The 25,195-nt window shown below is 68.1% G+C and carries 24 protein-coding genes; 14 read left to right on the forward strand and 10 right to left on the reverse strand.

The window, feature by feature from the left end; all coding sequences use genetic code 11:
- The first annotated feature begins 6 nt into the window (after positions 1–6).
- From AB0M14_RS16975 to AB0M14_RS17000, 6 genes are all read left to right on the forward strand, one after another.
- On the forward strand, positions 7–1,044 hold the full coding sequence (locus tag AB0M14_RS16975; protein ID WP_364995247.1) for a TIGR03842 family LLM class F420-dependent oxidoreductase: 1,038 nt from the start codon (positions 7–9) through the stop codon (positions 1,042–1,044).
- A 202-nt stretch (positions 1,045–1,246) separates the two neighbouring features.
- On the forward strand, positions 1,247–2,137 hold the full coding sequence (locus tag AB0M14_RS16980) for an ABC transporter permease subunit (RefSeq protein ID WP_364995249.1): 891 nt from the start codon (positions 1,247–1,249) through the stop codon (positions 2,135–2,137).
- Between the two features lie 278 nt (positions 2,138–2,415).
- Positions 2,416–3,174 (forward strand): ABC transporter ATP-binding protein, encoded by a 759-nt coding sequence (locus AB0M14_RS16985; protein WP_364995251.1) that lies wholly within the window; start codon positions 2,416–2,418, stop codon positions 3,172–3,174.
- Positions 3,171–3,947: an ABC transporter permease subunit gene (locus AB0M14_RS16990; RefSeq protein ID WP_364995254.1), complete on the forward strand. Its 777-nt coding sequence runs from the start codon at positions 3,171–3,173 to the stop codon at positions 3,945–3,947. The genes AB0M14_RS16985 and AB0M14_RS16990 overlap by 4 nt, the downstream gene beginning before the upstream one ends.
- A complete protein-coding gene (locus tag AB0M14_RS16995) occupies positions 3,944–5,086 on the forward strand; it encodes an ABC transporter substrate-binding protein (protein ID WP_364995257.1) in 1,143 nt (380 codons plus the stop codon). The genes AB0M14_RS16990 and AB0M14_RS16995 overlap by 4 nt, the downstream gene beginning before the upstream one ends.
- The gene (locus AB0M14_RS17000; protein ID WP_364995260.1) at positions 5,083–6,396 is read left to right on the forward strand and encodes an aspartate aminotransferase family protein; all 1,314 of its coding nucleotides are present in this window, start codon (positions 5,083–5,085) and stop codon (positions 6,394–6,396) included. The genes AB0M14_RS16995 and AB0M14_RS17000 overlap by 4 nt, the downstream gene beginning before the upstream one ends.
- 3 nt (positions 6,397–6,399) lie before the next feature.
- Here the strand turns inward: AB0M14_RS17000 and AB0M14_RS17005 are convergent, their stop codons facing one another.
- Positions 6,400–6,903 (reverse strand): nitroreductase/quinone reductase family protein, encoded by a 504-nt coding sequence (locus AB0M14_RS17005; RefSeq protein WP_364995262.1) that lies wholly within the window; start codon positions 6,901–6,903, stop codon positions 6,400–6,402.
- 91 nt (positions 6,904–6,994) lie between these two features.
- Between AB0M14_RS17005 and AB0M14_RS17010 the strand changes: the two genes are divergently transcribed.
- From AB0M14_RS17010 to AB0M14_RS17020, 3 genes are read left to right on the forward strand one after another with little or no spacing between them, the layout of a single operon-like run.
- A complete protein-coding gene (locus tag AB0M14_RS17010; protein ID WP_364995266.1) occupies positions 6,995–8,527 on the forward strand; it encodes a glycosyltransferase family 39 protein in 1,533 nt (510 codons plus the stop codon).
- A 10-nt stretch (positions 8,528–8,537) separates the two neighbouring features.
- The gene (locus AB0M14_RS17015) at positions 8,538–8,897 is read left to right on the forward strand and encodes an arsenate reductase family protein (protein ID WP_364995269.1); all 360 of its coding nucleotides are present in this window, start codon (positions 8,538–8,540) and stop codon (positions 8,895–8,897) included.
- A gap of 21 nt (positions 8,898–8,918) precedes the next feature.
- Complete coding sequence (locus tag AB0M14_RS17020; protein ID WP_194813761.1) at positions 8,919–9,599, forward strand: TIGR00266 family protein; 681 nt, start codon at positions 8,919–8,921, stop codon at positions 9,597–9,599.
- 244 nt (positions 9,600–9,843) lie between these two features.
- Here the strand turns inward: AB0M14_RS17020 and AB0M14_RS17025 are convergent, their stop codons facing one another.
- The gene (locus tag AB0M14_RS17025; protein WP_364995854.1) at positions 9,844–10,350 is read right to left on the reverse strand and encodes an NUDIX domain-containing protein; all 507 of its coding nucleotides are present in this window, start codon (positions 10,348–10,350) and stop codon (positions 9,844–9,846) included.
- A 90-nt stretch (positions 10,351–10,440) separates the two neighbouring features.
- Between AB0M14_RS17025 and AB0M14_RS17030 the strand changes: the two genes are divergently transcribed.
- Positions 10,441–10,821: a nitroreductase family deazaflavin-dependent oxidoreductase gene (locus AB0M14_RS17030; protein WP_364995273.1), complete on the forward strand. Its 381-nt coding sequence runs from the start codon at positions 10,441–10,443 to the stop codon at positions 10,819–10,821.
- On the opposite strand, the gene yidC is transcribed toward AB0M14_RS17030, so the two are convergent.
- The 3 genes from yidC to AB0M14_RS17045 form a co-directional block, all read right to left on the reverse strand.
- Entirely contained in the window at positions 10,818–11,696 is an 879-nt protein-coding gene (gene yidC / locus AB0M14_RS17035) for a membrane protein insertase YidC (RefSeq protein ID WP_364995276.1), read from the reverse strand. The two genes, AB0M14_RS17030 and yidC, sit on opposite strands and share 4 nt — an antisense overlap.
- 83 nt (positions 11,697–11,779) lie before the next feature.
- Positions 11,780–12,079, reverse strand: coding sequence for a DUF6412 domain-containing protein (locus AB0M14_RS17040; RefSeq protein ID WP_364995279.1), 300 nt, complete (start codon positions 12,077–12,079; stop codon positions 11,780–11,782).
- A gap of 10 nt (positions 12,080–12,089) precedes the next feature.
- On the reverse strand, positions 12,090–12,797 hold the full coding sequence (locus AB0M14_RS17045) for a TetR/AcrR family transcriptional regulator (RefSeq protein WP_364995282.1): 708 nt from the start codon (positions 12,795–12,797) through the stop codon (positions 12,090–12,092).
- A gap of 96 nt (positions 12,798–12,893) precedes the next feature.
- Between AB0M14_RS17045 and AB0M14_RS17050 the strand changes: the two genes are divergently transcribed.
- On the forward strand, positions 12,894–13,790 hold the full coding sequence (locus tag AB0M14_RS17050) for a diiron oxygenase (protein ID WP_364995285.1): 897 nt from the start codon (positions 12,894–12,896) through the stop codon (positions 13,788–13,790).
- Complete coding sequence (locus tag AB0M14_RS17055; RefSeq protein WP_364995288.1) at positions 13,790–14,581, forward strand: DUF4873 domain-containing protein; 792 nt, start codon at positions 13,790–13,792, stop codon at positions 14,579–14,581. Before AB0M14_RS17050 ends, AB0M14_RS17055 begins: the two co-directional genes overlap by 1 nt.
- A gap of 60 nt (positions 14,582–14,641) precedes the next feature.
- On the opposite strand, the gene AB0M14_RS17060 is transcribed toward AB0M14_RS17055, so the two are convergent.
- The 5 genes from AB0M14_RS17060 to AB0M14_RS17080 form a co-directional block, all read right to left on the reverse strand.
- Entirely contained in the window at positions 14,642–15,445 is an 804-nt protein-coding gene (locus AB0M14_RS17060; RefSeq protein ID WP_364995291.1) for an AraC family transcriptional regulator, read from the reverse strand.
- Positions 15,446–15,603: 158 nt separating this feature from the next.
- Positions 15,604–17,664, reverse strand: coding sequence for a CocE/NonD family hydrolase (locus AB0M14_RS17065; RefSeq protein ID WP_364995295.1), 2,061 nt, complete (start codon positions 17,662–17,664; stop codon positions 15,604–15,606).
- A gap of 128 nt (positions 17,665–17,792) precedes the next feature.
- Positions 17,793–19,097: a helix-turn-helix domain-containing protein gene (locus AB0M14_RS17070; protein WP_364995297.1), complete on the reverse strand. Its 1,305-nt coding sequence runs from the start codon at positions 19,095–19,097 to the stop codon at positions 17,793–17,795.
- 44 nt (positions 19,098–19,141) lie between these two features.
- Positions 19,142–20,950: an AMP-dependent synthetase/ligase gene (locus AB0M14_RS17075; protein ID WP_364995301.1), complete on the reverse strand. Its 1,809-nt coding sequence runs from the start codon at positions 20,948–20,950 to the stop codon at positions 19,142–19,144.
- Between the two features lie 173 nt (positions 20,951–21,123).
- The gene (locus AB0M14_RS17080) at positions 21,124–22,695 is read right to left on the reverse strand and encodes a hypothetical protein (RefSeq protein ID WP_364995303.1); all 1,572 of its coding nucleotides are present in this window, start codon (positions 22,693–22,695) and stop codon (positions 21,124–21,126) included.
- Between the two features lie 245 nt (positions 22,696–22,940).
- Between AB0M14_RS17080 and glnA the strand changes: the two genes are divergently transcribed.
- Both glnA and AB0M14_RS17090 read left to right on the forward strand, forming a co-directional pair.
- Positions 22,941–24,374, forward strand: coding sequence for a type I glutamate--ammonia ligase (gene glnA, locus AB0M14_RS17085; RefSeq protein ID WP_364995856.1), 1,434 nt, complete (start codon positions 22,941–22,943; stop codon positions 24,372–24,374).
- Positions 24,375–24,437: 63 nt separating this feature from the next.
- A complete protein-coding gene (locus AB0M14_RS17090; protein WP_364995306.1) occupies positions 24,438–25,172 on the forward strand; it encodes a hypothetical protein in 735 nt (244 codons plus the stop codon).
- Positions 25,173–25,195: the final 23 nt, after the last annotated feature.

Below are 25,195 nucleotides of genomic sequence, written 5' to 3' on the forward strand. Positions count from 1 at the left end.
GGCTCGATGGACATCGGTGTGGTGCTGCAATGCACGCCCCCAGCCTCTCGTGTGGTCGAACTGGCCAGGCAGGCGGAGACGCACGGGTTCTCGCATGTGTGGACCTTCGACTCGCACCTGCTGTGGCAGGAGCCGTACGTCATCTACAGCCAGATCCTGGCCGTCACCCGCAAAGTGGTGGTCGGGCCGATGGTGACCAACCCGGCCACCCGGGACTGGACGGTGACGGCGTCCACGTTCGCGACGCTGAACGACATGTTCGGGAACCGCACCATCTGCGGGATCGGACGCGGCGACTCAGCGGTGCGCACACTCGGCGGGAAGCCGACAACCCTTGCGACGCTGCGGGATTCCATCGAGGTGATCCGGGAGCTCGGCAACGGCCGCAGCGCCCGGATCGGCGACACCATGGTTCGGCTGCCGTGGGCAGCGGCTTCCCGGCTGGAAGTGTGGGTGGCGGGCTACGGCCCGCGCGCGCTCGACCTGACCGGTGCAGTCGCCGACGGGTTCATCCTGCAACTGGCCGACCCGGACATCACTGCGTGGACCATCGCGCGGGTCCGGGCGGCCGCGGAAAAGGCGGGACGTGACCCCGCATCGGTGAAAATCTGTGTCGCCGCACCGGCTTACGTCACCGACGGGTCCGAATCCGGCGTGGCCCACGCCCGCGAACAATGCCGCTGGTTCGGCGGGATGGTCGGCAACCACGTCGCCGACATCGTCGCCAAGTACGGGACGGGCGGCGCGATCCCGGCCGCACTGACCGACTACATCGCGGGCAGGCAGGGCTACGACTACAACCAGCACGGCCGCGCCGGCAACACCCACGCCGATTTCGTGCCCGACGCCATCGTGGACCGGTTCTGCCTGATCGGCACGCCGGACGATCAGGTATCCCGGCTGCGGGAACTGGAAAAGCTGGGTGTCGACCAGTTCGCGGTCTACCTTCAGCACGACGCCAAGACAGCGACATTGGAGGCCTACGGCGAATCCGTCCTCCCGCGCATAGCGCACCCGGTGACAGCCACGGAGTCGATCGGATGACCCCGCAATCGCCCCCCGCCGTCCCGGCGATTTTGTGGACCGGCCCCAGGCACTCAGGCCGGGCGGGATCACCGGCGTCCGATCCAACAAGTGTTTTTCGCGGCTCCTGTGCTGGGTTCCGGCCAAAGGCATGCCAGGACGACGGTGGGGAGAACGCCCGGGATGACGGCGCGAGAGCCCGGGATGGAGGGGAGGTGTCGCGATGAGAGTGAAATCGTGGAAGGTGGGACGTGTCGGCTATCCAGTTGGCGCTCTGGTGCTGGTGATCGCGCTGTGGGAGCTGGTGAAGCTGCTGGTTCCGGCGCAGGGCGTCAGCGTCGGCGGCCAGCGGATCCTGCCGCGCACCAGTGATGCCGCGATGCCACACGTGTGGCGGGTCTTCACCGTTCTGGGCGATGCCGACGGAAAACGCACGGTCGGTGAAACGCTGATCCGGACTGCGGGATTCACCTTCACTCTGGCGTTGCTCGCGTTGCTTATCGGCACCGTTGTCGGAGTCGCGCTGGCCGTGCTGATGCAGCGCTTCGCCTTCGTCGAACGTGGGCTGCTGCCCTATATCGTTGTCTCGCAGACGGTTCCGCTGATCGCGCTGGCCCCGCTCGTCGCGGGCTGGGGCGGCAAGATCGTGATCGCCGGGGAGCCGTGGCGGCCGTGGATGAGTATCGCGGTGATCGCCTCGTATCTGGCGTTCTTCCCGGTCGCGGTCGGCATGCTGCGCGGATTGCAATCGCCGTCGAAGGCATCGGTGGAGTTGCTGCACAGTTATTCGGCCGGATGGTGGGACACACTGGTGCGCTTGCGTTTTCCCGCAGCCGTGCCACACTTCCTGCCTGCCCTGCGCCTGGCTGCCGCCGCCTCGGTGATCGGCGCGGTCGTCGCCGAGATCTCCACCGGAACCGCCGGCGGAATCGGCCGCCAGATCATCGTCTTCTCCCAACAGGCCACCGGCGATTCGTCCCGCCTGTACGCGGCTGTGCTCGCCGCCGCCCTACTGGGCATCGCCGTCACCGGCGTGGTCGCCCTCGCCGAATTCGCGCTACGCCGCTACAGCCGTCCCGCCGGGGTCGGCAGCTCATCAGGAGGAACTCGTTGATCGCCAAGCAACGCCCGGCGCGGAACACCGAACTATCCACTGCCGAGGGCGAGACAGCTGTTCTATCGACGCAGGGTGTGGACGCGACCGTGGAGGCGGCCGACTCAGCGCCAGCCAACCAAGTTGAAGCCGGCCCGGTGACAGCTGCCTCGGTCGCCGCCGATCCAGTGCAGGCCGACCAGGTGGCAGCTGACTTGGTGGCGGCTCAACCGGTGGCCGGCGAGCCGGTCGCGGCGGTCGAGTTGGGCGAGGTCGGGAAGATTTTTTCGGCTGGCTCGGTGACTGCGCTGTCGGATGTTTCGCTGAGAGTCGGTGCGGGGGAGTTTGTTTCGCTGATCGGGCCGTCTGGCTGTGGTAAGTCCACGTTGTTGCGCATCATCGCTGATCTGGAGCAGCCCTCGAGCGGCACCGTGACCGTGCACGGGAAGACCGCGCGGCAGGCGCGGATCGATCAGGATTACGGCATCGCTTTTCAGCAGGCAGGGCTGCTGGATTGGCGCACGGTGCAGGCGAATGTGGAGCTGCCGTTGGAGTTGCACAAGGTGCCGAAAGCCGAAAGGCGCAGGCGTAGTGCGGAACTCCTGGAGATGGCCGGGTTGACCGAGTTCGCTACCCGATACCCGCCGGAACTGTCCGGCGGTATGCAGCAGCGGGTCGCGATCGCGCGGGCGCTGGCTCGTAAACCTTCGCTGCTGCTGATGGACGAGCCGTTCGGCGCGCTGGACGAGATGACCCGGGAGCGCATGCAGGGTGAGCTGCTCCGCATCACCGGGGAGACCGGTGCCGCAGTGGTTTTCGTGACGCATTCCATCCCGGAGGCCGTATTCCTGTCCGATCGCGTCGTGGTCATGTCACCACGCCCCGGCCGCATCACCGACATTGTCCGAACCGGCGGCTGGGGTCGCGCGGCCGCATCCCACGATGCCACCGCAGCGGACGAGGTCCGCTCGAGCACACCGTTCTTCGAGGCGGTCGCCGCCGTCCGGGCGGCGCTGCACGGCGGGCACAATGAGCAGCGCGGACGGGACCACCGATGACGTCGCTGAAATCGGTACTCCCGCCTGTCCTTTTCGGCGTCGGCGGCCTCGCGCTCTGGCAGCTCCTCACCGTCGCGGCGGGTGTCCCGTCCTTCCTGCTGCCCGCCCCCACCGCCATCGCCGAACAGTTCACCGAGAACTTCGCCCGGATCCTCGAAGCCGCCACCGCGACCGGAGCCAACGCACTGACCGGCCTGTTGATCGGCGCGGTCCTCGGGATCCTCGCCGCGATGGTGGCGGTGCGGTTCCACTTCATCGACGGCCTGCTCAGCCCGATGGCGGCCGCGGCCGCCGCGGTGCCGATCGTCGCCCTCGCGCCCCTGCTGAACTCGATGTACTCGACCACCACCGATACGCCGCGCCGCATGGTCGTCACGATCGTCGTGTTCTTCCCGATGTTCGTGAGCACCGCCAAGGGCCTGCGCCAGGTGCCGCAGGTGCATCAGGACCTGATGACCTCCTACGCCGCGGGCGGCTGGCAGGTCACCCGGACGGTCCGGCTGCCCGCCGCGCTCCCGCACCTGTTCACCGGCTTGCGCATCGCCGCACCGGGCGCGGTGATCGCCGCGATCATCGCCGAATACTTCGGCGGCCTGCAGAACGGTCTGGGCTCCCGGATCATCTCCGCCGCCTCGAACACCGCCTACCCCCGTGCCTGGGCGTATGTCGCCGGCGCCATGCTCGTCGGCCTGGTCTTCCTCGCCGCCGTCGTCCTACTCGAACTACTCACCCGCAAACCCCGCACCACGCTTGTTCTCAGGAGATCGAAATGACCAGACCCACACGGAGATTGCGCGCCTGTCTGGCGCTGGCAGTGCTCGCCGCGGCGGCGCTGACCGGCTGTAGCACCACCGAGAGCGGCTCGGGCACCACCGCCGACGGCCTGACCAAGGTCCGGTTGCAGTTGCAGTGGTTCAAGCAGGGCCAGTTCGCGGGCTACCTGGCCGCGGTCGATCAGGGCTTCTACAAGGAGCAGGGCCTGTCGGTCGACATCCTGGACGGCGGAACCGATATCGTCCCGCAGACCGTGCTCGCGCAAGGCCAGGCGGACTACGCGGTGGCGTGGGTGCCGAAGGCGCTGGCCTCCCGGGAAGCGGGCGCCGGCATCACCGAGGTGGCGCAGGTGTTCCAGCGCTCGGGCACCAAGCAGGTGGCGTTCAAGTCCGACAATATCGCCGACCCGGCCGCACTGCGCGGCAAGACGGTCGGAAACTGGGGCTACGGCAACGAATTCGAGCTCTTCGCGGGCATGACCAAGGCGGGCATCGATCCGTCCCGGGACGTGAAACTGGTGCAGCAGCAGTTCGATATGAACGCCTTCCTCGCCAAGGACATCAACGCCGCCCAGGCGATGTCCTACAACGAGTACGCCCAGCTGCTGGAGACCAAGAACCCCGCCACGGGAAAGCTGTACACCGCGGACGATTTCACCACCATCGACTGGAACGACCAGGGGGTGGCGATGCTGCAGGACGCGATCTGGGCCAACACCGAGAAGCTCGCGGATCCGAAATATCAGGACCAGACCGTGCGTTTCCTGGCCGCCTCGCTGAAGGGCTGGGCCTTCTGCCGCGACAACGTCGACAAGTGCCGCGACATCACCGTCGCCGCGGGCAGCACCCTCGGCGCGAGCCACCAGCAGTGGCAGATCAACGAGGTCAACAAACTGATCTGGCCCTCGCCCGCCGGGATCGGGATGGTCGACAAGGCCGCCTGGGACCGGACGGTCAAGATCGCCAAGGAAACTCGCAACGCCGAGGGCGCGACGGTGCTGAAGAAGGATCCCGACGCCGCCGCCTACACCAGTGAATACGTCACCAAGGCTTTGCAATTGCTCAAAGACGGCGGAACCGATGTCACCGGAGCGGGTTTCCAGCCCATTCAGGTGACCCTGACGGAAGGTGGAAAATGAGCGCGGACGATCATGTCTTCTACCCCTGGAGCGTGCAGGGCGGCCCCAATCCTCCGATGATCACGGGGGCGTCCGGGTCGTGGTTCTGGGACGAGCACGGCAAGAAGTACCTGGACTTCTCCTCCCAGCTGGTGAACGTCAATATCGGCCACCAGCATCCGGAGATGATCGCCGCGATCGTCGAGCAGGCGCAGGTGCTGGCGACCATCTCACCGACCGTCGGCAATCAGGCGCGCAGTGATCTGGCCCGGCTGATCACCGATCGCGCACCGGGACAGTTGAATCGGATCCTGTTCACCACCGGCGGCGCGGAAGCCGTCGAGCACGCGGTGCGGCTGGCGCGCAGTTTCACCGGCCGCACCAAGATGCTCGCGGCCTATCGCTCCTATCACGGCGGCACCGGCACGGCGATCGGCCTGACCGGCGAGCCGCGGCGCTGGGGCGCGGAGCCCACCAATGTCGACGTGACCCGGTTCTTCGCGCCGTATCCCTATCGATCGCCCTGGGGCACAACCAGTCCCGAGGACGAGACGGCGGCGGCGTTGCGTCATCTGCGGCAGGTCATCGAGCTGGAGGGCCCGAACCATATCGCGGGCCTGATCCTGGAGACCGTGGTCGGCACCAACGGCGTGCTCGTGCCGCCGCCCGGCTATCTGGCCGGCGTCCGGGCGCTGTGCGACGAGTTCGGCATCGTCTACATCGCCGACGAGGTGATGGTCGGCTTCGGCCGGGTCGGGGAGTGGTTCGCGGTGCAGGCCTGGGATGTCGAACCCGACCTCATCACCTTCGCCAAAGGCGTGAATTCCGGCTATGTCCCGCTCGGTGGCGTGCTCATCGCCGAGCGGATCGCGCAACGCTACGACGACACGCTCTATCCGGGCGGCCTCACCTATGCGGGCCATCCGCTGGCGTGTGCGGCGGGCGTGGCCTCCATCGGCCTCTACGAACGCGACGGCATCCTCGACCACGTGCGCACCGCCGGCGCGGAAGTGCTGGGAAAGGGCTTGCAGGAGTTGGCCACCCGCCATCCCAGCATCGGGGAGGTGCGGGGCCTGGGGTTCTTCTGGGCGCTGGAGCTGGTCCGCGATCAGGGCACCCGGGAGCCGTTGATCCCGTTCGCCGCCACCGGCGCGGCGGCCGAACCGATGCTGCGGGTGACCGCCGCCGCGAAGGAGCACGGGCTGTGGCCGTTCAACGCGGGCAACCGATTCCAGATCGCGCCACCGCTGACCACCTCCGCCGACGACCTGCGTGCGGGGCTGGAGCTGGTCGACCAGGTGCTGGCGGTGGCCGACGAATATGTGCGCTGACGTTCAGTTCGGCGTCAGCTCGATGACGACACCGCCCAGCTTCCAGGTCTGGTAGATGTCGGCCTTGACCGGGAGACCGTCCGCGGCGAACCCGATGCCGTTGAACTTGGCGTTGGTGGGGTTGTCCCTGGCGATGACCTCGTAGAGCCGCATGACATCCAGCTCGCCGGTGTGCACGCGCGGATCGAACGCGCGCGGCTTGCCGCCCAGGGAGGCGGTCACCGGCGTGCCGGGGCGGAGGTTGCGCACCCAGGGCCGCAACGCGGTGCCGATCAGGAGGGCGTCGTCGTGGCGGGTGTAGGCGACCGGAACGTCGAACACCTTGCCGGATTTGCGCCCCACCACGTGCAGGACCAGCAGGCGTTTGCCGATCAGCCGGGACACCCCGGGGACGCGCAGCAGGATGCGGACGATCGAGTTGACCATGCGCTGCCGCTTCATCAGCGGCTCGGGTCCGCTGGTTGTCGGTGTGCCGAAAGGGTTTTCGGCTGGTTTGTGCTCGCTCATGACACCAGTATCGTCCGGGCCGCCGAGCGCCGCCCGGACTCGCCCGCTTGGGTCGGCGGCCAGACGGCTGTTTCCCGCTACATTCGGCTGCGTGGCCGACATCGAAGCACGTCACAAGCCCGGCCCGGAAGCGGCCGGGCCGGCGATCGCCTGGCGGGAGATCGGCGTGGTCGCGGCCGTTTCCGCCGCCGTGCTGCTGTTCTCGATCAGCCGCTACGGGTACTTCGGCGACGAGCTGTACTTCCTGGCCGCGGGCCGCCGCCCCTCGTTCGGCTACGCGGATCAGGGACCGGTACTGCCGCTGCTGGCCCGCGCGATGGACACGATCGCTCCCGGCTCGTACTTCGTATTGCGTTTGCCCGCGGTGGCTTTGACCGTTCTGGCGATCGTGCTCACCGCGCTGATCGCGCGCGAGTTCGGCGGCGGACGCTGGGCGCAGCTGCTCGCCGCGCTGGGTTACGCGACCTCGCCGTTCCTGCTGTTGCAGGGCAAGATCCTCACCACCAACGCCGTCGACACCGTGCTGTGGGTGATCATCACCTGGTGCGTGGTGCGCTGGGTGCGCACCCGCCGCGACAGCCTGCTGCTGTGCGCGGCGCTCGTCACCGCGGTCGACATGCAAGTGAAATGGCTGATCCCGTTCTTCTGGATCTGCGTCGCGGTGACCGCCTTGATCTTCGGGCCGCGCGAGCTGGTGCGCCGGCCGCTGCTGTTGCTCGGCGGGCTGATCGTCGTGCTGGCGACCGCCCCGACCTTGCTCTGGCAATCCGGGCACGGCTGGCCGCAACTGCATATGGGCGCGGTGATCAGCGGCGAGCAGGAGGTGCTCGGCGGCCGCCTGATGTTCGTGCCGCTGGCGCTGCTCACCGCCGGATATCTCGGCGCGGTCCTGCTGGTCTACGGCACGTGGGCGTTGCTGCGGCAGCACAGCCTGCGGCCCTACCGATTCCTCGGCGCGACCCTGGTCTTGCTCGTCGCGATCTTCCTGCTGATCGGCGGCCGGATCTACTACATGGCCGGAATGTACGGGGTGGCGCTGGCGGCGGGCGCGGTCGGTGTCGTGGAACTACTTGGGCGACTGCGGCTTCCGGACCGTAAGGCGGTCGGCTTCGGCACCGTCGTCCTGGCGGTCGTGGCCACCGTCATGGTCCTGTCGAGCACTCCATGGCGCTCGGCCGAACAGGTGCGACCGCCGCGCGACGACGCCGAGGCCACCATCGATATCGGTGTCTACGGCGAGTTCGGCTGGCCCGAGCTGACCGCGGAGGTCACCCGGGTCTACGACGAACTGTCCCCGCGGCAACGCGCCGGGACCGTCATACTCACCGACACCTATTGGCAGGCAAGCGCACTGGATCAACTCGCCCGCCACGCGCTGCCGCCCATCTACAGCGCCAGCCGCGGTTTCGGCTACTTCGGCGTCCCGCCGGACGACGCCGCCGAGATCATCGCCGTCGGCCTCGACGAAGGCTTCCTACGCTGGCAGTTCGACGACGTCGAACCCGTCGGCAAGGTCGACACCCGCCTCGGCTACCCGGGCAACACCCAGAACGTCACCCTCTGGCTGTGCGCCGGCCGCCGACACCCTTGGTCGGAAGTCTGGCCTGCGCTGATGCACCTCTAATCTGGCAGCTATGAGCACCGAGATCTGGCACAACCCGCGCTGCACCAAGAGCCGCACCGCGCTGGCGCATCTGGACGCGGCCGGAGTCGACTACACCGAGCGCCGCTACCTCGACGACCCGCCGACCGCGGCCGAACTGCGTGACGTGCTGAAACGGCTCGGCGCCGAGCCCTGGGACATCACCCGCACCGGCGAGCAGATCGCCAAGGATCTGGGCCTGGCGAGCTGGGGCCGCACCGCCGCGGACCGCGATCGCTGGATCGACGCGCTCGCCGCGAATCCGAAACTGATCCAGCGTCCCATCGTGCTCACCGCCGATGGCGGCGCGGTGCTGGCGCGGACCGACGAAGCACTCCATACGCTGGACTGAATCGCTGTAGGGTCGGCAAATATGAAGGTACAACTGCGCCACAATCCCGCCTCCACCATCGCGCGGTGCTTCCTCGAGGGCGGCGAGCCGATGCGCGTGGAAAGCGGTGCCATGGTGGCCCATTCGGCCGGCGTCACGCTGCAGGCCAAAGCCGAGGGCGGAATTTTGGCCGGGCTCAAGCGCTCGGTGCTGTCCGGTGAATCGTTCTTCGTGTCCACCTTCACCGCGCCGCCGCAGGGCGGATGGGTGGACGTGGCGCCCGCGCTCCCCGGCGACATGCTGAACTTGCAGATTACCCAGGACCGGCCGTACTTCATCAGCCGCGGCGGCTGGATCGCCAATTCCCATGGCGTGCAGGTGGAAAGCAAATGGGGCGGTTTCGCGAACCTGTTCGGCGGCGAGGGCGGGTTCGGCCTGCGCGCGCACGGTGACGGCGAGGTGGTGGTCGGTGTGTTCGGCGCGATCGATGTCATCGATCTGCAGCCGGGCGAGCCGATCACCATCGACACCGGGCACGTGGTGGCCTACGACCTGGCGATGAACTTCACCATCCGGCGCGCGGTGTCCGGTCGGTCGATCCAGTCGCTGAAGTCCGGGGAAGGCTTCGTCTTCGACTTCGTCGGTCCCGGCCGGGTGCTGTTGCAGACGCGTAATCCGGGCGCGTTCGCGGCGTGGGCGGGGTCGGTCGCCTCCACCAGCTGACCTTCCGGGCAAGGGTGTGGTGAGGGTTTCATTGCGAGGATGACACCCGGAGTTCACCACGCAGACGCGGGCGACCGCGATGCTGTGGGCTCCTTACCCACTCGTCGAAAAAGGATTCACCCTATGGAGATGCTCGCTGTGTTCGCCGACCTGGTTCAGAACGTGCTCAACCTGAGCTCCCTCAGCGCCGGCTGACACCGCTGCTCGACCACCACGGCCCACCGGGATTCCGGTGGGCCGTTTTTCATGCGATCAGGTCCTCGACGATTACCCGGGTGTCGGGGACGAACGGCCAGGCCGGATCCGCCAGATGCGCGCGCAGCTCGGCGTCGGTCCACCACCAGCCCTCGGCGATCTCCTCCGGCTGATGCCGGATCGGCCCGTCGTAGCGCAATTCATACGCGAACAGGTGGCAGCGCATGGGTTTTCCGTTCCACTCGCCGTCCCAGGCCGCGGCGGCCATCGGCAACGGGCTCGTGCCTGCCGGGAGCACGATCCCGAGTTCCTCGGCCAATTCCCGCACCGCTGTCTGCTCGGGCTCCTCACCCGGTCCGACCACCCCGCCCGCCAGGCAATCGTGCATGCCCGCGAACACCATCTTCGTCTCGGTGCGCCGGTGCACGTAGACCCGGGCGCCGTCGGGCGAACGCACCAGCACACCCGCGCTGGCATGCCAGAGCCCCTCGCGATAGACCCGGGCCCGGTCCTCGGCGCCGATCACCCGGCCCAGCCGGTCATAGACGGCGATCATTTCGCTGGGTTGCGGCTGGGAGTTCGGCTGCGCTGACACCGGCCGAGAGTACCGTGAGGTCAGCGCGTTCCCCGATGAGAGGACCGGCCCATGGTGCTTCCCCGCGCACTCGCGAGATTCAACCGCCACGTCACGAATCCGGCGGCGAGCGTGCTCGCCGGCCGGGTTCCGCCCTTCGGGACGATCGTGCACAAGGGCCGAAAATCCGGGCGCGAGTACCGGACGCCGGTGTGGGTGTTCGAAGTCGATGGCGAGTACCGGGTGGCGCTCACCTACGGTCCGAAGGTCGATTGGGTCAAGAATCTCACCGCCGCCCAGGCGTTCCAGCTGGACTGGAAGGGCAGCACCCTGGAGTTGATCGAGCCGGAGGTGGTGCACGACGCCGCCGCGAGCTGGGCGCCGATCGGGGTACGGCAGGTGCTGCTCGCGCTCGGCGTCGAGTACAGCCTGCGCGCGCGACCGGCGTTCTAGCGGCGGCGCTGCGGTTTCACCCCCGGTTTCGGCGCGGTTGCCTTGCGGACCACCACTTCCTTTGCCGCGGTAGCGGCTTCGGCGTCCAGGCGCCGATAGACGAGATGCTGCTGAGCCAGCGTCCAAGCGTTGTTCGACACCCAGTACAGCAGAATCGCGACCGGCAGGAACGCGCCGCCGAACAGGACGCCCGCCGGGAACACCCACAGCATCAGCGTGTTCATCAGCGGAATCTGCTGCGCGGCCGGATCCTGCCGGGCGATCGAGGACCGGGCCGTGAAATGTGTCGCGACCGCGGCGATCAGCATCAGCGTGACCGCGACGGCGATCATCGGGACGGCCGGGTGCCCGGCCAGCGTGCCGGACAACGGCGCGCCGAAGAGCTTGGCCTGCAAGAACGACTGGACCTCCGCGGTATCGAAGAAGTAGTTGGCGGTGTTCGCGTTCTGCTCCGCCGACATCGGCGCGGGGGTCGAGCCGAACGGCAGGTGGCCGGCGGTCCCGGTGCGGTCGAAGGACCGCAGGACGTGGAACAGGCCGAAGAACACCAGACCCTGACCCAGCGCGGGCAGGCAGCCCGCCAGCAGGCTGACGCCGTGCTCTTTGCGCAGCTTCTGCATTTCCAAGTATTGCTGCTGCTTGTCGTCGGGATACTTCTGCTGGATGGCCTGCATGCGCGGTTGCAGCCGCTTCATCACGGCCTGGGCGCGGGCCTGTTTGAGGAACGGTAAGAACAGCAGCGCCCGGAGCGAGGCGACCAGGAACACGACCGCGAGCACCCAGGCCAGCCCACTGGTCGGGCCGAGCACGGCGGCGAAAACGGTGTGCCACAACCAGAGCACGGCGGATACGGGGTAATAGACGAAGTCGAACATGAACGAGCACCTGACTCGAGGCGTGCGCGCACCGCACGGAAACGGGAATGGTCAGCGAAGCCGACGACCCCGTGGGGGAGCCGTCAGGCGGTGACCAGACCGGGTGCTCGAGGACGCGGACGACCAGCGGTGTCCGGATTGCTCTGCCGCAGATAGGAACCGCGGCGACGGCGCTGCGCGGAGGACGGCGGCCCGGAGCGGGCCAGGCGCATCGGCAGCAGGCGGGCGGACCGCAGCGAGACCAGCGCGAGCAGCGCTGAGGCGGCGACCACACCGAGGATCGCCAGCGCGGCGGACTCGTTGGCGGGCGCCGCGAACAGCGCCAGCGCGGGCAGCAGGCAGGCGAGGACCGCCAGCACCCTCAGCTGCAACCGCGTCACCATGCGCCCGAGCCTACCGGGTGGCCAGCGGTGTGGGCGCGGTCCGGGTCAGCAGATCGCTGACGATGGTGTCGCGGGCCAGCGGGACGCCGAGGCTGCGGGCATGGCCCTCGAACAGCGCCAGCACCGATTCGGTGAGAATCGCCTCGACCTGGCCGGAGGTCAGCGGGGATGCCGGGTCGGCGCGCCAGCTCGTCACCACGCCGTCGGCCAGCGCGACGATGCCGAACGCCATCGGACGCGCGGCGGCGGCGTCGATGCCGAAGCGGGTGAGCCCGGCGCTGAACAGGTCGGCGAGGCGACCGCCGATGCGGTCGCGGGCGCTGGTCAGCGCCGCGTCCGAGCGGGGCGTCGAATCGCTCAGGAAGCGGTGCAGATTCGGGTGGCCGGCGACCCAGCCGACATAGGCGCCGACGGCTTTGGCCACCGCGTCGCGCACGGTGCCGTTCGGGTCCAGCGTCGGCATCAGTTGGGTCAGCAGGGATCTGAGGATGCGCTCGCGGATCTGCTTGTCGAGATCGGCACGGCCGTCGAAATGGCGGTAGACCACCGGGCGCGGCAGTTGCAGGCGATCGGCGACCTGACGCACCGACACCTCGACGCCGTGTTCCTCGATGACCGCGATCGCCGCGTCGATGACTTCGGCGCGGCGGCGCGCCTTGTGCCCGTCCCAGCGGGTCGCGCGGCCGTCCACGGCCTCGCGTTTTCCGTTGGTGGTCACAGCATTACGGTACCCGTTCGGGCATTGACTGAGACAGGGTGTATCACTAATCTGAGTGTTACAGCTTGTCTCGCATACCTGAGGGTTGGAGCCGATATGGGCGACGACGCCGTAGTCATCCCCGCCGAGTCCTTCGCGCAGCGCCTCCTCACCGGTTCGGTGAAGAAGTCCTACGACCCCGTCGTGGACATGGACTGGGACGCGCCACTGGATCCCGGAAAGTTCTTCCTCCCACCGGAATTGGTGTCGCTGTACGGCACGGCCCTGTGGGAGTCCATGACGCCGGAGCAGCGGCGCGAACTGTCCCGCCAAGAGCTCGCGAACGTGCTCTCGGTGGGCATCTGGTTCGAGAACCTGCTCAACCGGCTGCTGTTGCGCGAACTCATGACCGACGATCCCACCAGCCGGCACTCGCACTACACGCTGGTGGAAATGGGCGACGAATGCCGCCACATGATGATGTTCGGCAAACTCATCGACCGCATCGAAGCCCGCCCCTACTGGCCGAATCTGCCTGGCCGCCTTGCCATCAGCTCCTTGCAGATCTTCCTGCGCGGCTCGATGACCTGGGTCGGCGCCCTGGTCGGCGAGGAGATCTTCGACGCGCTGCAACGCCGCACCCTCGACGATCCGCAGCTGCAACCGCTGGTGTCGCGCGCCATGCGCATCCACGTCACCGAGGAGGCCCGGCACATCGGCTTCGCCCGCGACGCGCTGGCGCGCCGGGCGCCGACCATGTCGGCCGCCGAAATCGCCTACACCCGACTGTGTGTCGCCGTCGCCGCCCCGCTGTTCGTCTACCTGCTGACCAATCGGCACATGTACGACCGCGCGGGCCTCGACGGTCGCGCGGCCCGGCGCATCGCCGCCGAGAACCCCTACGCCCGTCAGGCATTGGCGACCGGCGCGGCGAATCTCGGTGCGTTCCTGGACAAACAGGGGCTGATCGGCCCGGTGGGCAAATGGATCTGGCGGCGGCGAGGTCTGCTCTGATGAGCGAGCCCGACGTCGTCGTCATCGATTCGCTCGGTGTCGCGGCCGAACTGTGTGCCGCAGACCTGGGCGATGTCCGGTTGCTCCGAGCCGCCACCCGCCTCGAGTTCGACGCTGCCGAGGACCGCTGGGAGGTGCAAGCCGCGGACGGGCGGTGCCACCGCCCCAGGGCGGTCGTGCTCGAATCCATTTCGCGGCCTACGGTTCTCGCGAATGGCCGCACCCTGCCCGAGGAATGGGCCACCACCACCTTCCTGGCCGTCGCCGCCCACGGATTCCCCAACCTCTTCCTGCATCCGGGCACCGAGGACAAGCGCCGAACCCGCTACATCCGCCGCTGCCTCGAAATGCTGCACCGCACCTCCAGCACCCGGATCGAAGTCCGCGCCGCCACCCAGCACGAGTACCTCCGCCGCGCCACTCTTCCCGGTTCCGCCGCCTGGCGTCGCCGCGCCCTGCGCCGCCCGGACCCACACCACTTCGACCTGACCGTGCCCGCCGATCGCGAACCCGCACACGACTATTCGGGCCCAGCCACCCTCGACGCCCCAGGCGCTCTGCTCCCGGTCCAGGTCACCCTTTGCGGCCACGCCGACCCCATCGACGGCCGCTTCCACTGGTACGGCCGCATCTCCGCCACGGACGACCTCCCCGACCCCGGCCGCGCCGAAGTCCTCCTGACCCTCCCCGACGGCCAACCAACCCCGGGACGACTGCAAGAACGCGACCCCTGGGGCAATCTCCGCATCGTCGGTACCGGCACTCCGCCCTATCCCGTCGACGGCTCGTAGTGTCGGCCCGCCGACGGCCTCTCGCGCGGCGGAACTTGCGCCGGGTCCGGCGGCGAACGGCTATCTGCCCCTGGCGGGTTCGGCGACCTGTTGCCAGGCGCCCTCGCCCAGGTCCCATTGGGCGGCGCGGTTCAGGGCGGTGGGGAAGAAGCCGAAGGTGCGGCGACAGGTGCGGGTGAGGTGGGCGGTGTCGTCGAAGCCGGCGGCGGTCGCGGCGGCGGCGAGGTCATCGCCGGAGTGCACGCGGATGATCGCGACGCGGAGGCGGAGCCAGAGGATGTAGGGGCGCAAGGGGATTCCGACCTGGGCCGCGAAGAGGTGGGAGAGGCGGGCGGGGGAAAGGCCGACGCGGCGGGCGACGTCGGCGCCGCGGATGGAGCGGTCCGGGACCAAGGTGGGCAGAACGCGTAAGGCTTCGGTGACGGCGACGTGCCGCGCGCCGTCGGGAGCCGTTGCCTCACAGCGCAGGTCGCGGATGATGCTGGCCACCTGGTCGGCGAGAGCGGCGCGGGCGAGGTCGACCGGCAGCGGGTGCGCGGTGGGGGACCAGCCGTTCTCGTGGGCGCGGCGGTCGGCGGCCGCGCCGGCGACGGTTTCCGGATCGAGGTAGAGGGCGGCGCCGTGGTCGGCGCCCGCGTCGATGCGATGTGGGGCGTCGGCGGGGACGATGACCTGGGTGCCGCGGTGGCGGGTGCCGCTCGCGTCCATCACGGTGATCGGAGTGGACGCGGTGAGAACCTGGACGGCGTGATGGGCGTGCAGGTCGGTCGGGGCGATGGCACCGCCGAAGGCGAGAATGCCGGGGCGCAGGAAAGCCGTGGCAGCCCGTGCGGGCACCCCGTTGGTGACCAGAGCCTTCTCCATCGGACGCTCCCGGCAGGTGACACGAATCCAGGATCGGATCCATGGCTGAGACTATCGGGGCGGTCGGTGTGCGGTGCGGGTTTCGGTGAGCTGAGGGGGAATTCGCTAGCTACGCAACGGTCCCTGGCGGAAATCCGCCGGGGACCGTTGCGAGTTGCTCAGAAGGCCGACGCGGGCGCGAGCGGCAAGACCAGACTGGACGGCCGGGCCGCATCACGATGGATCTGCTGCGCGGAACCGAGCAGGCGCGGCAGATCGCTCGGAATCGGGATCGTGGACGGGAAGGTGCCGCTGGTGATCCGCAGTCGCAGTGCGTGCCCCGGCTCCAGCCGGTAGAAGGTGGGCCGGATCTTGATCTCCATCTTGACCACCTCGCCGGGCACCAGCAGCTGCTCGGCGTCCTTGCGCACGACGTGCTCCGGTCCGTAGACGGTGCCGTCCGGCGCCCGCCAGGTCTTGGCCTCCGCCAGCGTGCGCTGACTCGCCAATTGCGAACCGCCCGTGATGTTCACGGCCGTCCCATCCGGCGCGACATCGTCGAGCCACACCTGGAACGCGGCATCGGTACTGGTCGAGGACGCGTACAGCGTGACGCTGCCGGGCCCGGCCAGCATGGTCGGCTCGGTCACCGGATCCATCGTGTACTTGCGGCCCGCCACCGGTCCCTGTACCCACTCGGTGCACGGGTTGTAGGCGGTGAACAGCCGGAACACGAAGTCGAACAGCCCCGCGGCGTACTGGCCCAGCGACTGCCGGTTGCAGATGTTGTCGATCCCGGTGTAATCCAGGCGATCCGAGGCGTCGGCCACCGCCGGCGGCTGCGCGACCAAGCGATCACCGTCGAAGTACCGCTGCTGGATCGTGGCCTGCTCGAACGGATAGCGCGCCGTGGAGACGGCCACATTGTTCGGATCGATCACGTGCAGCGTGTTGTCCAGCTCGTCGACGCCGTTGCGAATGTCCTTGAGGAACCGGTCGAACCAGGCCACGGTGATCATGTTGGTGTCGATGCGCGACCCCGGGCCGAACCCGAGCCCGACGTGATACCACGGGCCCATCATCAGCTGGAACCGTCCATCGGTCGGCTGCCCCGGCGCCATCGGCGCGAACTGGTCGCGCCCGGCGGCCAGGTTCTGCAACTGCGAGTAGTTGCGGAACGGGCCCTCCTGGTACAGGTCCCACAGCCCGCCGACCTGGTACATCGCGATATCGTTCTCGACCAGCTTGTGCAGCTCGGTCTCGAAACGCCGTTCCTGCCAGAAGTTTCCGTCGTAGGCCAGCGGCCCGCCGGCGTAGGCCTCCAGCAGCAGTTTGATGGTGCTGTCCGAGGACACCAGCGCCGCCAGATGATCGCCGAGGGCCTGCAAGAAGGTCTGCGGCGACACCACCGCCGTCATGAACGGCCCGATCAGGCTCAGGTACGGCACCATCACCGAGATGACGGTGAGCAGCAGCGGGCTCATCAGGCCGTCGTGCCCGAGCACCTCGTTGAAGATGTTGTTGGGCATGGCCATCGGCACGATGGCCTTCAACGGCGAACCGGGACCGATGGATTCGGCCGTCCGCAGCGCCGACAGCGCCGGGAACGAGTACCCGTACATGCCGACCTTGCCGTTGGAGCCGGGCAGTTTCGCCGCCCACTCCACCAGCTGCGCGCCGTCGATGCCGTCCTGTTTGGAGGCCGGGTTCCAGGCGCCGGTCGAGCCGCCGGTGCCGCGCACGTCGGCGATGACCTCGATGTAGCCGCGGCGCACCAGCATGTCCTGGGCGCTGGTGGCCTGGTTGATGATCCGGCGCGCGTCCTTCAGGTGATCGGGCAGCGGAATGTGCAGGGTGTCGACGACGCTGGTGACCGCGGCGGCCAGCGAGCTGGACAGCGCGCCGTAGGTGGTGAAGTTGACGACCACCGGGAACTCGCCGCCCGCGCGCTGACCCGTGGCCGGATCGGTCGGGTACCGCACCTCGGTCTGCAACTGGGTGCCGTCCGCCAGCGGGACGACGTGGCCGAGTTCGTAGCCGATGCCGTACTGCTCCGGCGTCGGCTGGTAATCGGCGGGCAGCCCGAAGTTGGCCGGGGCGTTCGGCACCGGGCCCGCGGCGGGGACCGCCTGCGCGGGCACGGTCTGAGCGGTCAAGCCGAGCGCGGTGATCGCGGCGGCGGCGATCGTCACGAAGCGGCGCTTACGCGACTGCGTGCGCGCGCCCGTGCGGGTCGTCATTCTCAACTACCTGAACCTCATCTGGGAGACCACATTGTCGGTGTACAGCACACCGCACAGCCGGGGTGCCGTACTACCGGCAATTCACACGATGAGCGGCGGGCGATTTGTGCTCTTGACCAAAGACGTCAGGGTGCGAAGGACGCGGATTCGAGGCGGCGCGCCAACCGGGCCGCCGACAGCGTCATCGCGTCGGCGGGCCGATGCGGGTCGAGTCCGGTGAGTTCGTGCACGCGCGAGAGCCGGTAGGTGACGGTATTGCGGTGCACGTTGAGCTGGCGTGCGGTGGCCAGCTGGTTGAACCCGCTGTCGACGAACACCTCGAGGGTTTCGGCAAGCATCGGCTGTGCGTCCAATGGCGCCAGCACCGCGGCCAGCCCGGGCCGGGCCGCGTCACTCACCGCCACCGTGTATTCGAACTGGAGATTTGTCCGGCGGCACAAGACTTCCCGCCGGGTCAGGCAGCGGCCGAGCTCGGCGAGCACGCGGGCCTCGGCGAACATCGCCGGGATCTCCGCACGCGTGCGGGCCGCGCCGACCCCGACCCAGTAGGGCGGCGCCTGCCCCGGTTGCTGCGCGGGCAGGCGAGCGGTGAGCCCGGCCAGGGTGCTCGCACCGTTGTCGCCGGGTTGCAGCGGGATCAGGGCCGTCCAGCCGCCGGCGTCCAGGCGCAGGAACACCCCGGGGATCGCCTCGACCCGATGGCGCAGCGCCGAGGCGGGTCCACCCACGGGGACGGCGGCCGGCCCCGCCGGCGGGGTGGGCGAATGCAGGCTGCCGCACAACCGGAACACCGCGACCAGGAAGGCGTCCGCCACCGGGATCACCGGATCGTTGGCCCACTCGACCGGGTCCTGCCCGGTGAGCAGCGCGTCGGCGATACCGCGCCGGCGTTCCAGCAGTTCCCAGCGCGGATCGTGCGAACGCTGGGTGGCGGCGTTGGCGATCCGGTTGGTCACCAGCGTGACGTACTTGAGCAGTGTGAGCGACATGTCCAGCAGCGCTTCGTGTTCACCCGGCGCGGCCGACTCCCGCAACCGTTCCCACAGGAAGGCCGCGCCGAGCCGGTAGCGGTCCAGCACATCGGTCAGCGGCGTGCCGTCGCGCACCCGGCCCATCGCCAATTCGATCAGCTCGCGGGTGTCCTCCTCCGACGGTTCCGCGCCGCCGCGCAGATAGTCGAAGAACAGGTCGACGTTGAGTTTGGTGCCGCGGGCGAAATCGGTCTCCACCAGCGACTGCGGCATCTGGGCGTACGGCGGCAGCGCCGAATAGAAGCCGTCGACCATCGACGCGGCCCGCCGATGCAGGTCATCGAACAGCCGGGGGTTGGCGGCGGGTGGCGTCGATGGCCCGGGCAGGCCCTGCGGCGCACGGGCGGCCACGCGCACCCGGTCGGCTCCGAGGCGTGGCGCCTCGCCAGTAGAGCTCATCTGGGCCTCCGGGTGCACGATAGCGTCATTGCTGTCTCCCCAACTTACTTCGAGTAAAGATCCTCGATCGTAGCCGTGTAGCGGGCCGAAATCGGGTTCCGCTTCAATTTTCCGGTGGCGGTCAGGCAGTCCCCGCCGTTCTCCCACACGTCCGGAAGCACGATGTACTTCTTGACCTGCTCCACCCGGGAGAGCTTGCTGTTCGCCTCGGTGACGCCCTGCTCGATCGCGGCCAGCACCTGCGGATCCTTGGCCAGCTCCGCGGTCGAGGTCGCGGTGATCCCGTTGCGCTGCGCGAAGGCGGCGGCCAGGTCGGGATCCAGGCAGATCAGCGCCGTGTTGAACGGGCGCTGCTCACCGATGCAGACCACCGTGCCCGCCAGTGGCGTCGCGGCGGCGATGGTGTTCTCGATATTGGACGGCGACATGTTCTTGCCGGCCGCGTTGATGATCAGTTCCTTCTTGCGGTCGACGATCGAGAGGTAGCCGTCGGCATCGATGGTGCCGATATCGCCGGTGTGCAGCCAGCCGTCGGCGTCGACGGTCTCGGCGGTCTTGGCCGGGTCGTTGCGGTAACCGCGCATCACCATCTTGCCGCGGACCAGCACCTCGCCGTCGTCGGCGAGTTTGATCTCCGCGCCGGGCAGCGGGGTGCCGACGGTGCCGATCTTCACCCGGTCGGGGCCGTTGAGCGTGGCTCCCGCGGTGCACTCGGTCATGCCGTACCCCTCACACAACGGCAGGCCGAGGCCGAGAAAGAATTCGTGCACCTCCGGCGGGATGGCCACCGAACCGGTGACCGCGACGCGTACCTTGTCCAGGCCCAGCTTCTCCCGGATGGGCAGCAGGACAAGCTTTTCCGCGAGCCGGTACTGGGCCTTTTCGACGGCGCCGAGCGGGCGCGCGTCGGAGGCCGCGCGGGCGCGGGCCCGGCCCACGCCGACGGCCCAGTGGATCAGGCGGCGCTTGAGCGGCTTCTCCCCGGCGAAGCGCTCCTCCAGTGCGCCTTTGACTTTCACCCACACCCGGGGGACGCCGAGGAACACCGTCGGATGCACCTCGGTCAGCGCGGCCGCGACCTGCTTGAAGTCGGGCACCGTGGTGATCTGGCCGCCTTCGAGCATGGTCAGGTAGTGCGCGAACCAGCGGTTGGCGGCGTGCGCGTCGGGCAGGTAGGAGATCACCCGGTCGTCCAGGCCGCCGCCGCCGAATTGCTCGATGATGCGGGCGTTCTCGATGAAGTTGGTGTGGGTGAGCTCCACGCCCTTGGGCGGGCCGGTGGTGCCGGAGGTGTAGACGATGGTGAGCAGGCCCTCGGGATCCACCGCCCGCCAGGTGGCGTCGAAGTCGAAGCCCGTCTTGGGGTTCGCCTCCACGTCGGCCAGAGCCAGCGTGCCCTCGACGGCCTCGTCGACGCAGATCACGTGCTCGACCTTCGCGCCCTGCTCGGCCGCCTTGGCGACCGCCGCGAGAATCTGCGGCGCGAACTGCTTTTCGCAGATCACGACCTTGTTGCCGGCATTGCCGAACTGGTAGGCCAGCAGATCCACCGGGTTGGTGTTGTACACCGAGAACGGTGTCGCGCCGGTGTGCAGCACGCCGGTATCGCAGAGGTGGAACTCGGGCCGGTTGGTCATCATCAGCGCCACCGTGTCACCCGGCTCGACACCCAGCCCGGCCAGTCCCGCCGCGATCGCGCGGACCCGGTCCCCGTACTCCCGCCACGTCAGCGACTGCGCACCACCCATGGTGCGCAGCGCGACCGCCTCGCCGTATCGCGCCACGTTCGCCTGGAAGGCGGCGCACAACGTGTCCGGACGGGCCGTGCCCGCCGGGACTGTCGAAGAAACCAAAACCCGAACCTGTCTACTCATCGTGGTCGAGGCCACACCATTGCCTTGGCAAACGGTTCTGACCTCAGCGTCTCTTTAAGGAGAGCGCACCGACCCGGGCCTCGGCTAGCGGCAAACAAGAAGACTGTGTGCCACACATTTGTGCATGTGACCAAGTTCGGCCGGTCACGGGGCTATCCGCAGGACAGACCCGCGCCGAGGTTGACCGGAAGCGCCGAGTTGGTGAGCGCCTGCGACGCGGCCGGGCTCAGGCAGTTGCGGCCGCCGGTGAAGTCGAGCACCGAGCCCGGGCCGAGGTTGCCGCCGGATTGGCCGAGGGCGATCTCCCCGGCGACCCGCGTGTCCTGCAACTGGCCGGTCAATGTCAGGTCGCCGACGGCCCGCACGTGCAGGTCGGCGACCTTGGCGCCGGAGATCGTGGTGTCGGAGACGGCGAAGGTCATCAGGTGCCGCGCGGGGTTCGGGCCGGCGGGGGAGTAGGCGTAGACGCCCAGGCCGTCGGCGCTGCACTGGCTCAGGTGTGCGTTGCGCAGGGTCAGTGCGGTGTGATTGTCGCGGCCGAAACTGGCGGAGAACAAACAGGTTCCGAGGTTGCCGGGCACGATCGGGTTGAGCACCTCGCCCGGGAAGCTGGAGCCGGAGGCGGTGAGGCCGTCGATGGTCATGACATGCCGCGCGCCCTCGTTGCTGAGGTTCAGGTTCTGCACGATATCGCCGGGCACGTCCCGGAATTCGCTGTTGGTCAGCGTGACCTCGCTGTCCGGCGTGCCGTTGCTGGTGACGAATTCGATGCCGTTGGCGGAGAAATGGCCGCCGCCGTGCTCGTAGCGGTTGCCGTCGATGGTGATGCGCATGCGCGCGCGTTCGGCAGCGTTGATGAACAGGCCCTCGCTGTCGGCGACGGCGTTCTTGGGGTCGTTGGCGGGCAGGGCGATCCGGCGCTGGGTGTTGCCGCGCAGGGTGGCCGTCAGCGCGGAGGTGCCGGTGCTCTGCATGCCGACCGCGAGGACCGAGAACTTGGTCAGGCCCTCGTTGATGTCCTCGGTCAGGTTGCCGGTCAGGGTGGCGTGCACCTGGGCGGCGCCGCTGGTGCGGATGTCGATGCCGTCGCCGCAGGCGGTGTCGCGCACGGTGTTCCGGTCGATGGTGAGGGTGCTCGCGCCGGCGTCCGAGTCGACCATGATGCCCGCGTAGCCGTTGGTCAGCGAGATCAGGTTCGGGGCCGCGGGCAGGGACATGCCGAACGGGACGCCCAGCATCGGCGGGAACGGTTGCACGACGAAACCGGTCTGGCAGCCGCGGTTGGTGTCGGAGATCGTATTGCCGCTGAGCGTCACCGATCCCACATTGCGGCCGTAGATTCCGGAGCGTTGCGCGCCCGCGACGACGATGTCGCGGACCTCGGTGCCGGGGGCCAGGCGCACGGCGTCGCCGTCGTGGGCCGCGGTCGAATTCGTCAGTGCGCCACCGCGTCCGAGCAGTTTCTGACCGGGCTCGAGCGCGATGCCGCCGTCCAGTGCGGTGGGCGCGGGGAGCACGATGATGGTGTCGCCCGCGCCGGCGGCCGCCGAGACCGCGGCAAGAGTATTGAAAGGCGCTGCCTCCGAACCGTTTCCGTTCGCCGCCGCGTTCGCGCCGACGAACCAGGTGCGTCCGGGGTCGGCCGCGGCGAACCCGGGCAGTACGCCCGCGGCGACCGCGCAACACAGGACACCCACCGCGAGGCGCAGCGGAGACGAGTTCATATCGTGCCTTTCGGAATCGACGCACCCCGGGCCCGGGAGGTCGTGTGGTTCAGCTCACCGCACCGCCGGGGCCGGCGGTATCGGCAGAATGCCGAACCCGGCCGTCGATCTTTGTGCGGCGCGCCGATTCCCGTTCCGTCATCGATGCATAAGTCGTATGGTGAGTTCGGCGAGCAGCACCACGGTCGCCTCGCCGATCCGCGGATGGCACATGAGCCGCGAGAGCGAGGAGCGAAGCCGTGTCGATTGCCCATACCACCGAAGGAATCCTGGACTTCATCCGCGAGGAGGAAGTCGAATACATCGACATCCGATTCTGTGATGTTCCCGGTGTGCAACAACACTTCTCGGTTCCCGCCGTCATGTTCGGCGCGGACCTGGTGGACAACGGGCTCGCCTTCGACGGTTCGTCGGTGCGCGGGTTCCAGTCCATCCACGAATCCGACATGCTGCTGCTGCCGGATCTGCGTACCGCCCAGCTGGATCCGTTCCGGGGCGCGAAGACGCTGAACATGAACTGTTTCGTGCACGACCCGCACACGCGCGAGGCCTACAGCCGCGATCCGCGCAACGTGGCCCGCAAGGCCGAGGCCTACCTGCGCAGCACCAACGTCGCCGACACCGCCTACTTCGGGCCCGAGGCCGAGTTCTATATCTTCGACGCCGTCCGCTACAACACGTCGATGAATCGCGCCTTCTACGAGGTGGATTCGTCGTCGGCCTCGTGGAACACCGGCGAGAAATACAACCCGGACGGGACGTTGAACCGCGGGTACAAAGTGCGGCCCAAGGGCGGTTATTTCCCGGTCGCGCCGTACGACCACGATGTCGATCTGCGTGATGACATGTGCACCAAACTCCAGGCGGCGGGGTTGGAGCTGGAGAAGGGGCACCACGAGGTCGGCACCGCCGGGCAAGCCGAAATCAACTACAAATACAACACACTGCTCGCCGCGGCCGACGATTTGCAGCTCTACAAGTACATCATCAAGAACACCGCGTGGAATTACGGCAAGACCGTCACCTTCATGCCGAAACCGCTGTTCGGTGACAACGGCTCCGGCATGCACGTGCACCAATCGCTCTGGAAGGACGGTGAACCCCTCTTCCACGACGAGGCGGGCTACGCCGGACTCTCCGATCTGGCCCGCCACTACATCGGCGGCCTGCTGCTGCACGCCCCCTCCCTGCTGGCCTTCACCAACCCCACCGTGAACTCCTACAAACGCCTGGTCCCCGGTTACGAAGCCCCGGTCAACCTGGTCTACAGCCAGCGCAACCGCTCCGCCGCCGTCCGTATCCCCGTCACCGGCAGCAACCGCTTCGCCAAACGCCTCGAATTCCGCTGCCCCGACTCCTCCGGCAACCCCTACCTCGCCTTCGCCGCCATGATGATGGCCGGCCTGGACGGCATCAAGAACAAAATCGAACCCGCCACCCCCATCGACAAAGACCTCTACGAACTCACCCCCGAAGAGTCCGCCGAAGTCATCCAAACCCCCGCCAGTCTCGAAATAGTCATCGACCGCCTGGAAGCCGACCACGACTACCTCACCGAAGGCAACGTCTTCACCGACGACCTCATCGAAACCTGGATCCGCCTCAAGCGCGACACCGAAATAGCCGAAATCAACGTCCGCCCCCACCCCTACGAATTCGACCTGTACTTCGACGTGTAGGCCCGCCGCCTGGCGGGCACGCGACGCCCTGATTGTGTCGGACCCCCCTGGGAGCATGGGCTCATGACGATGGGGGCTCAGGATCGGCGAGGCAGTCTGTGGACCGGTGCGGATTATGCCGAGTTCGTTACGGCGCTGCGCATCTCGATGACGGAGGTGGAAGTCGCCGATCGCCTGGGCCGCAGCCGGGGTGCGATCCGGTCCAGGGCGCGGTTTCTGCTGTTGGATGCTTACAAGTCAGGTGTCGCACTGGAGAAGCTCCGGACGATGGTCAGCGATCCGGAGTTCGATTGGGAGGGGCTGGTGCGCGAGGCGCACGCACATGCCGGAATGCCCTACTGGGACGGCGATTCGGATGCCGGGCTGATTTCGGCGTGGGCGCAGTCTCCGCCGCCCTCGATGCACTCCCTGACAAGCGATTTCGATGTTGATGAACAAGCGATCGCACGGCGTTGCCTGGAACTGAACCTTGCGCAGAGTCGTGCGGAAGTCGTAGACCACCTGGGCGCCGAAAGCGGCGGCGTTCTCGCGGTGCAAGCAACGCTAGCGCGTGACAAGGCCGGAAGTTCGGTCGGTGTGCTGGTGGTGACATCCGAAGGCGGTGCCGTCGTTCATCTTTCACTGCATCCCGATATCGGTGCGGCCACGCGCGCCTGCGGTGAATTGGATGATCAGACGCTGGCTGAAACGCCAGCGATGTGGACTGTAGCAACGAGAGTCGTCGGCGAAGGCTCAGTGCGGGCCAGTCAAGGCGGTCCTTGGGAAACCCGGCAGGATTCCGCTCCGGGTGCCAGCTGAAGTCGGGTTGGTAGTGGGTGGTA

It is taken from the genome of Nocardia sp. NPDC051832, assembly GCF_040681285.1.
Taxonomy (GTDB): Bacteria; Actinomycetota; Actinomycetes; order Mycobacteriales; family Mycobacteriaceae; genus Nocardia.

What these genes read in the sequence shown, in the direction of transcription:
- AB0M14_RS16975 (WP_364995247.1), top strand. Translation starts at nt 7, where the DNA reads ATGGACATCGGTGTGGTGCTGCAATGCACGCCCCCAGCCTCTCGTGTG.
- AB0M14_RS16980 (WP_364995249.1), top strand. Translation starts at nt 1,247, where the DNA reads ATGAGAGTGAAATCGTGGAAGGTGGGACGTGTCGGCTATCCAGTTGGC.
- AB0M14_RS16990 (WP_364995254.1), top strand. Translation starts at nt 3,171, where the DNA reads ATGACGTCGCTGAAATCGGTACTCCCGCCTGTCCTTTTCGGCGTCGGC.
- AB0M14_RS16995 (WP_364995257.1), top strand. Translation starts at nt 3,944, where the DNA reads ATGACCAGACCCACACGGAGATTGCGCGCCTGTCTGGCGCTGGCAGTG.
- AB0M14_RS17000 (WP_364995260.1), top strand. Translation starts at nt 5,083, where the DNA reads ATGAGCGCGGACGATCATGTCTTCTACCCCTGGAGCGTGCAGGGCGGC.
- AB0M14_RS17005 (WP_364995262.1), bottom strand. Translation starts at nt 6,903, where the DNA reads ATGAGCGAGCACAAACCAGCCGAAAACCCTTTCGGCACACCGACAACC.
- AB0M14_RS17015 (WP_364995269.1), top strand. Translation starts at nt 8,538, where the DNA reads ATGAGCACCGAGATCTGGCACAACCCGCGCTGCACCAAGAGCCGCACC.
- AB0M14_RS17020 (WP_194813761.1), top strand. Translation starts at nt 8,919, where the DNA reads ATGAAGGTACAACTGCGCCACAATCCCGCCTCCACCATCGCGCGGTGC.
- AB0M14_RS17025 (WP_364995854.1), bottom strand. Translation starts at nt 10,350, where the DNA reads ATGATCGCCGTCTATGACCGGCTGGGCCGGGTGATCGGCGCCGAGGAC.
- AB0M14_RS17030 (WP_364995273.1), top strand. Translation starts at nt 10,441, where the DNA reads ATGGTGCTTCCCCGCGCACTCGCGAGATTCAACCGCCACGTCACGAAT.
- yidC (WP_364995276.1), bottom strand. Translation starts at nt 11,696, where the DNA reads ATGTTCGACTTCGTCTATTACCCCGTATCCGCCGTGCTCTGGTTGTGG.
- AB0M14_RS17040 (WP_364995279.1), bottom strand. Translation starts at nt 12,079, where the DNA reads ATGGTGACGCGGTTGCAGCTGAGGGTGCTGGCGGTCCTCGCCTGCCTG.
- AB0M14_RS17050 (WP_364995285.1), top strand. Translation starts at nt 12,894, where the DNA reads ATGGGCGACGACGCCGTAGTCATCCCCGCCGAGTCCTTCGCGCAGCGC.
- AB0M14_RS17055 (WP_364995288.1), top strand. Translation starts at nt 13,790, where the DNA reads ATGAGCGAGCCCGACGTCGTCGTCATCGATTCGCTCGGTGTCGCGGCC.
- AB0M14_RS17060 (WP_364995291.1), bottom strand. Translation starts at nt 15,445, where the DNA reads ATGGAGAAGGCTCTGGTCACCAACGGGGTGCCCGCACGGGCTGCCACG.
- AB0M14_RS17065 (WP_364995295.1), bottom strand. Translation starts at nt 17,664, where the DNA reads ATGACGACCCGCACGGGCGCGCGCACGCAGTCGCGTAAGCGCCGCTTC.
- AB0M14_RS17070 (WP_364995297.1), bottom strand. Translation starts at nt 19,097, where the DNA reads ATGAGCTCTACTGGCGAGGCGCCACGCCTCGGAGCCGACCGGGTGCGC.
- AB0M14_RS17080 (WP_364995303.1), bottom strand. Translation starts at nt 22,695, where the DNA reads ATGAACTCGTCTCCGCTGCGCCTCGCGGTGGGTGTCCTGTGTTGCGCG.
- AB0M14_RS17090 (WP_364995306.1), top strand. Translation starts at nt 24,438, where the DNA reads ATGACGATGGGGGCTCAGGATCGGCGAGGCAGTCTGTGGACCGGTGCG.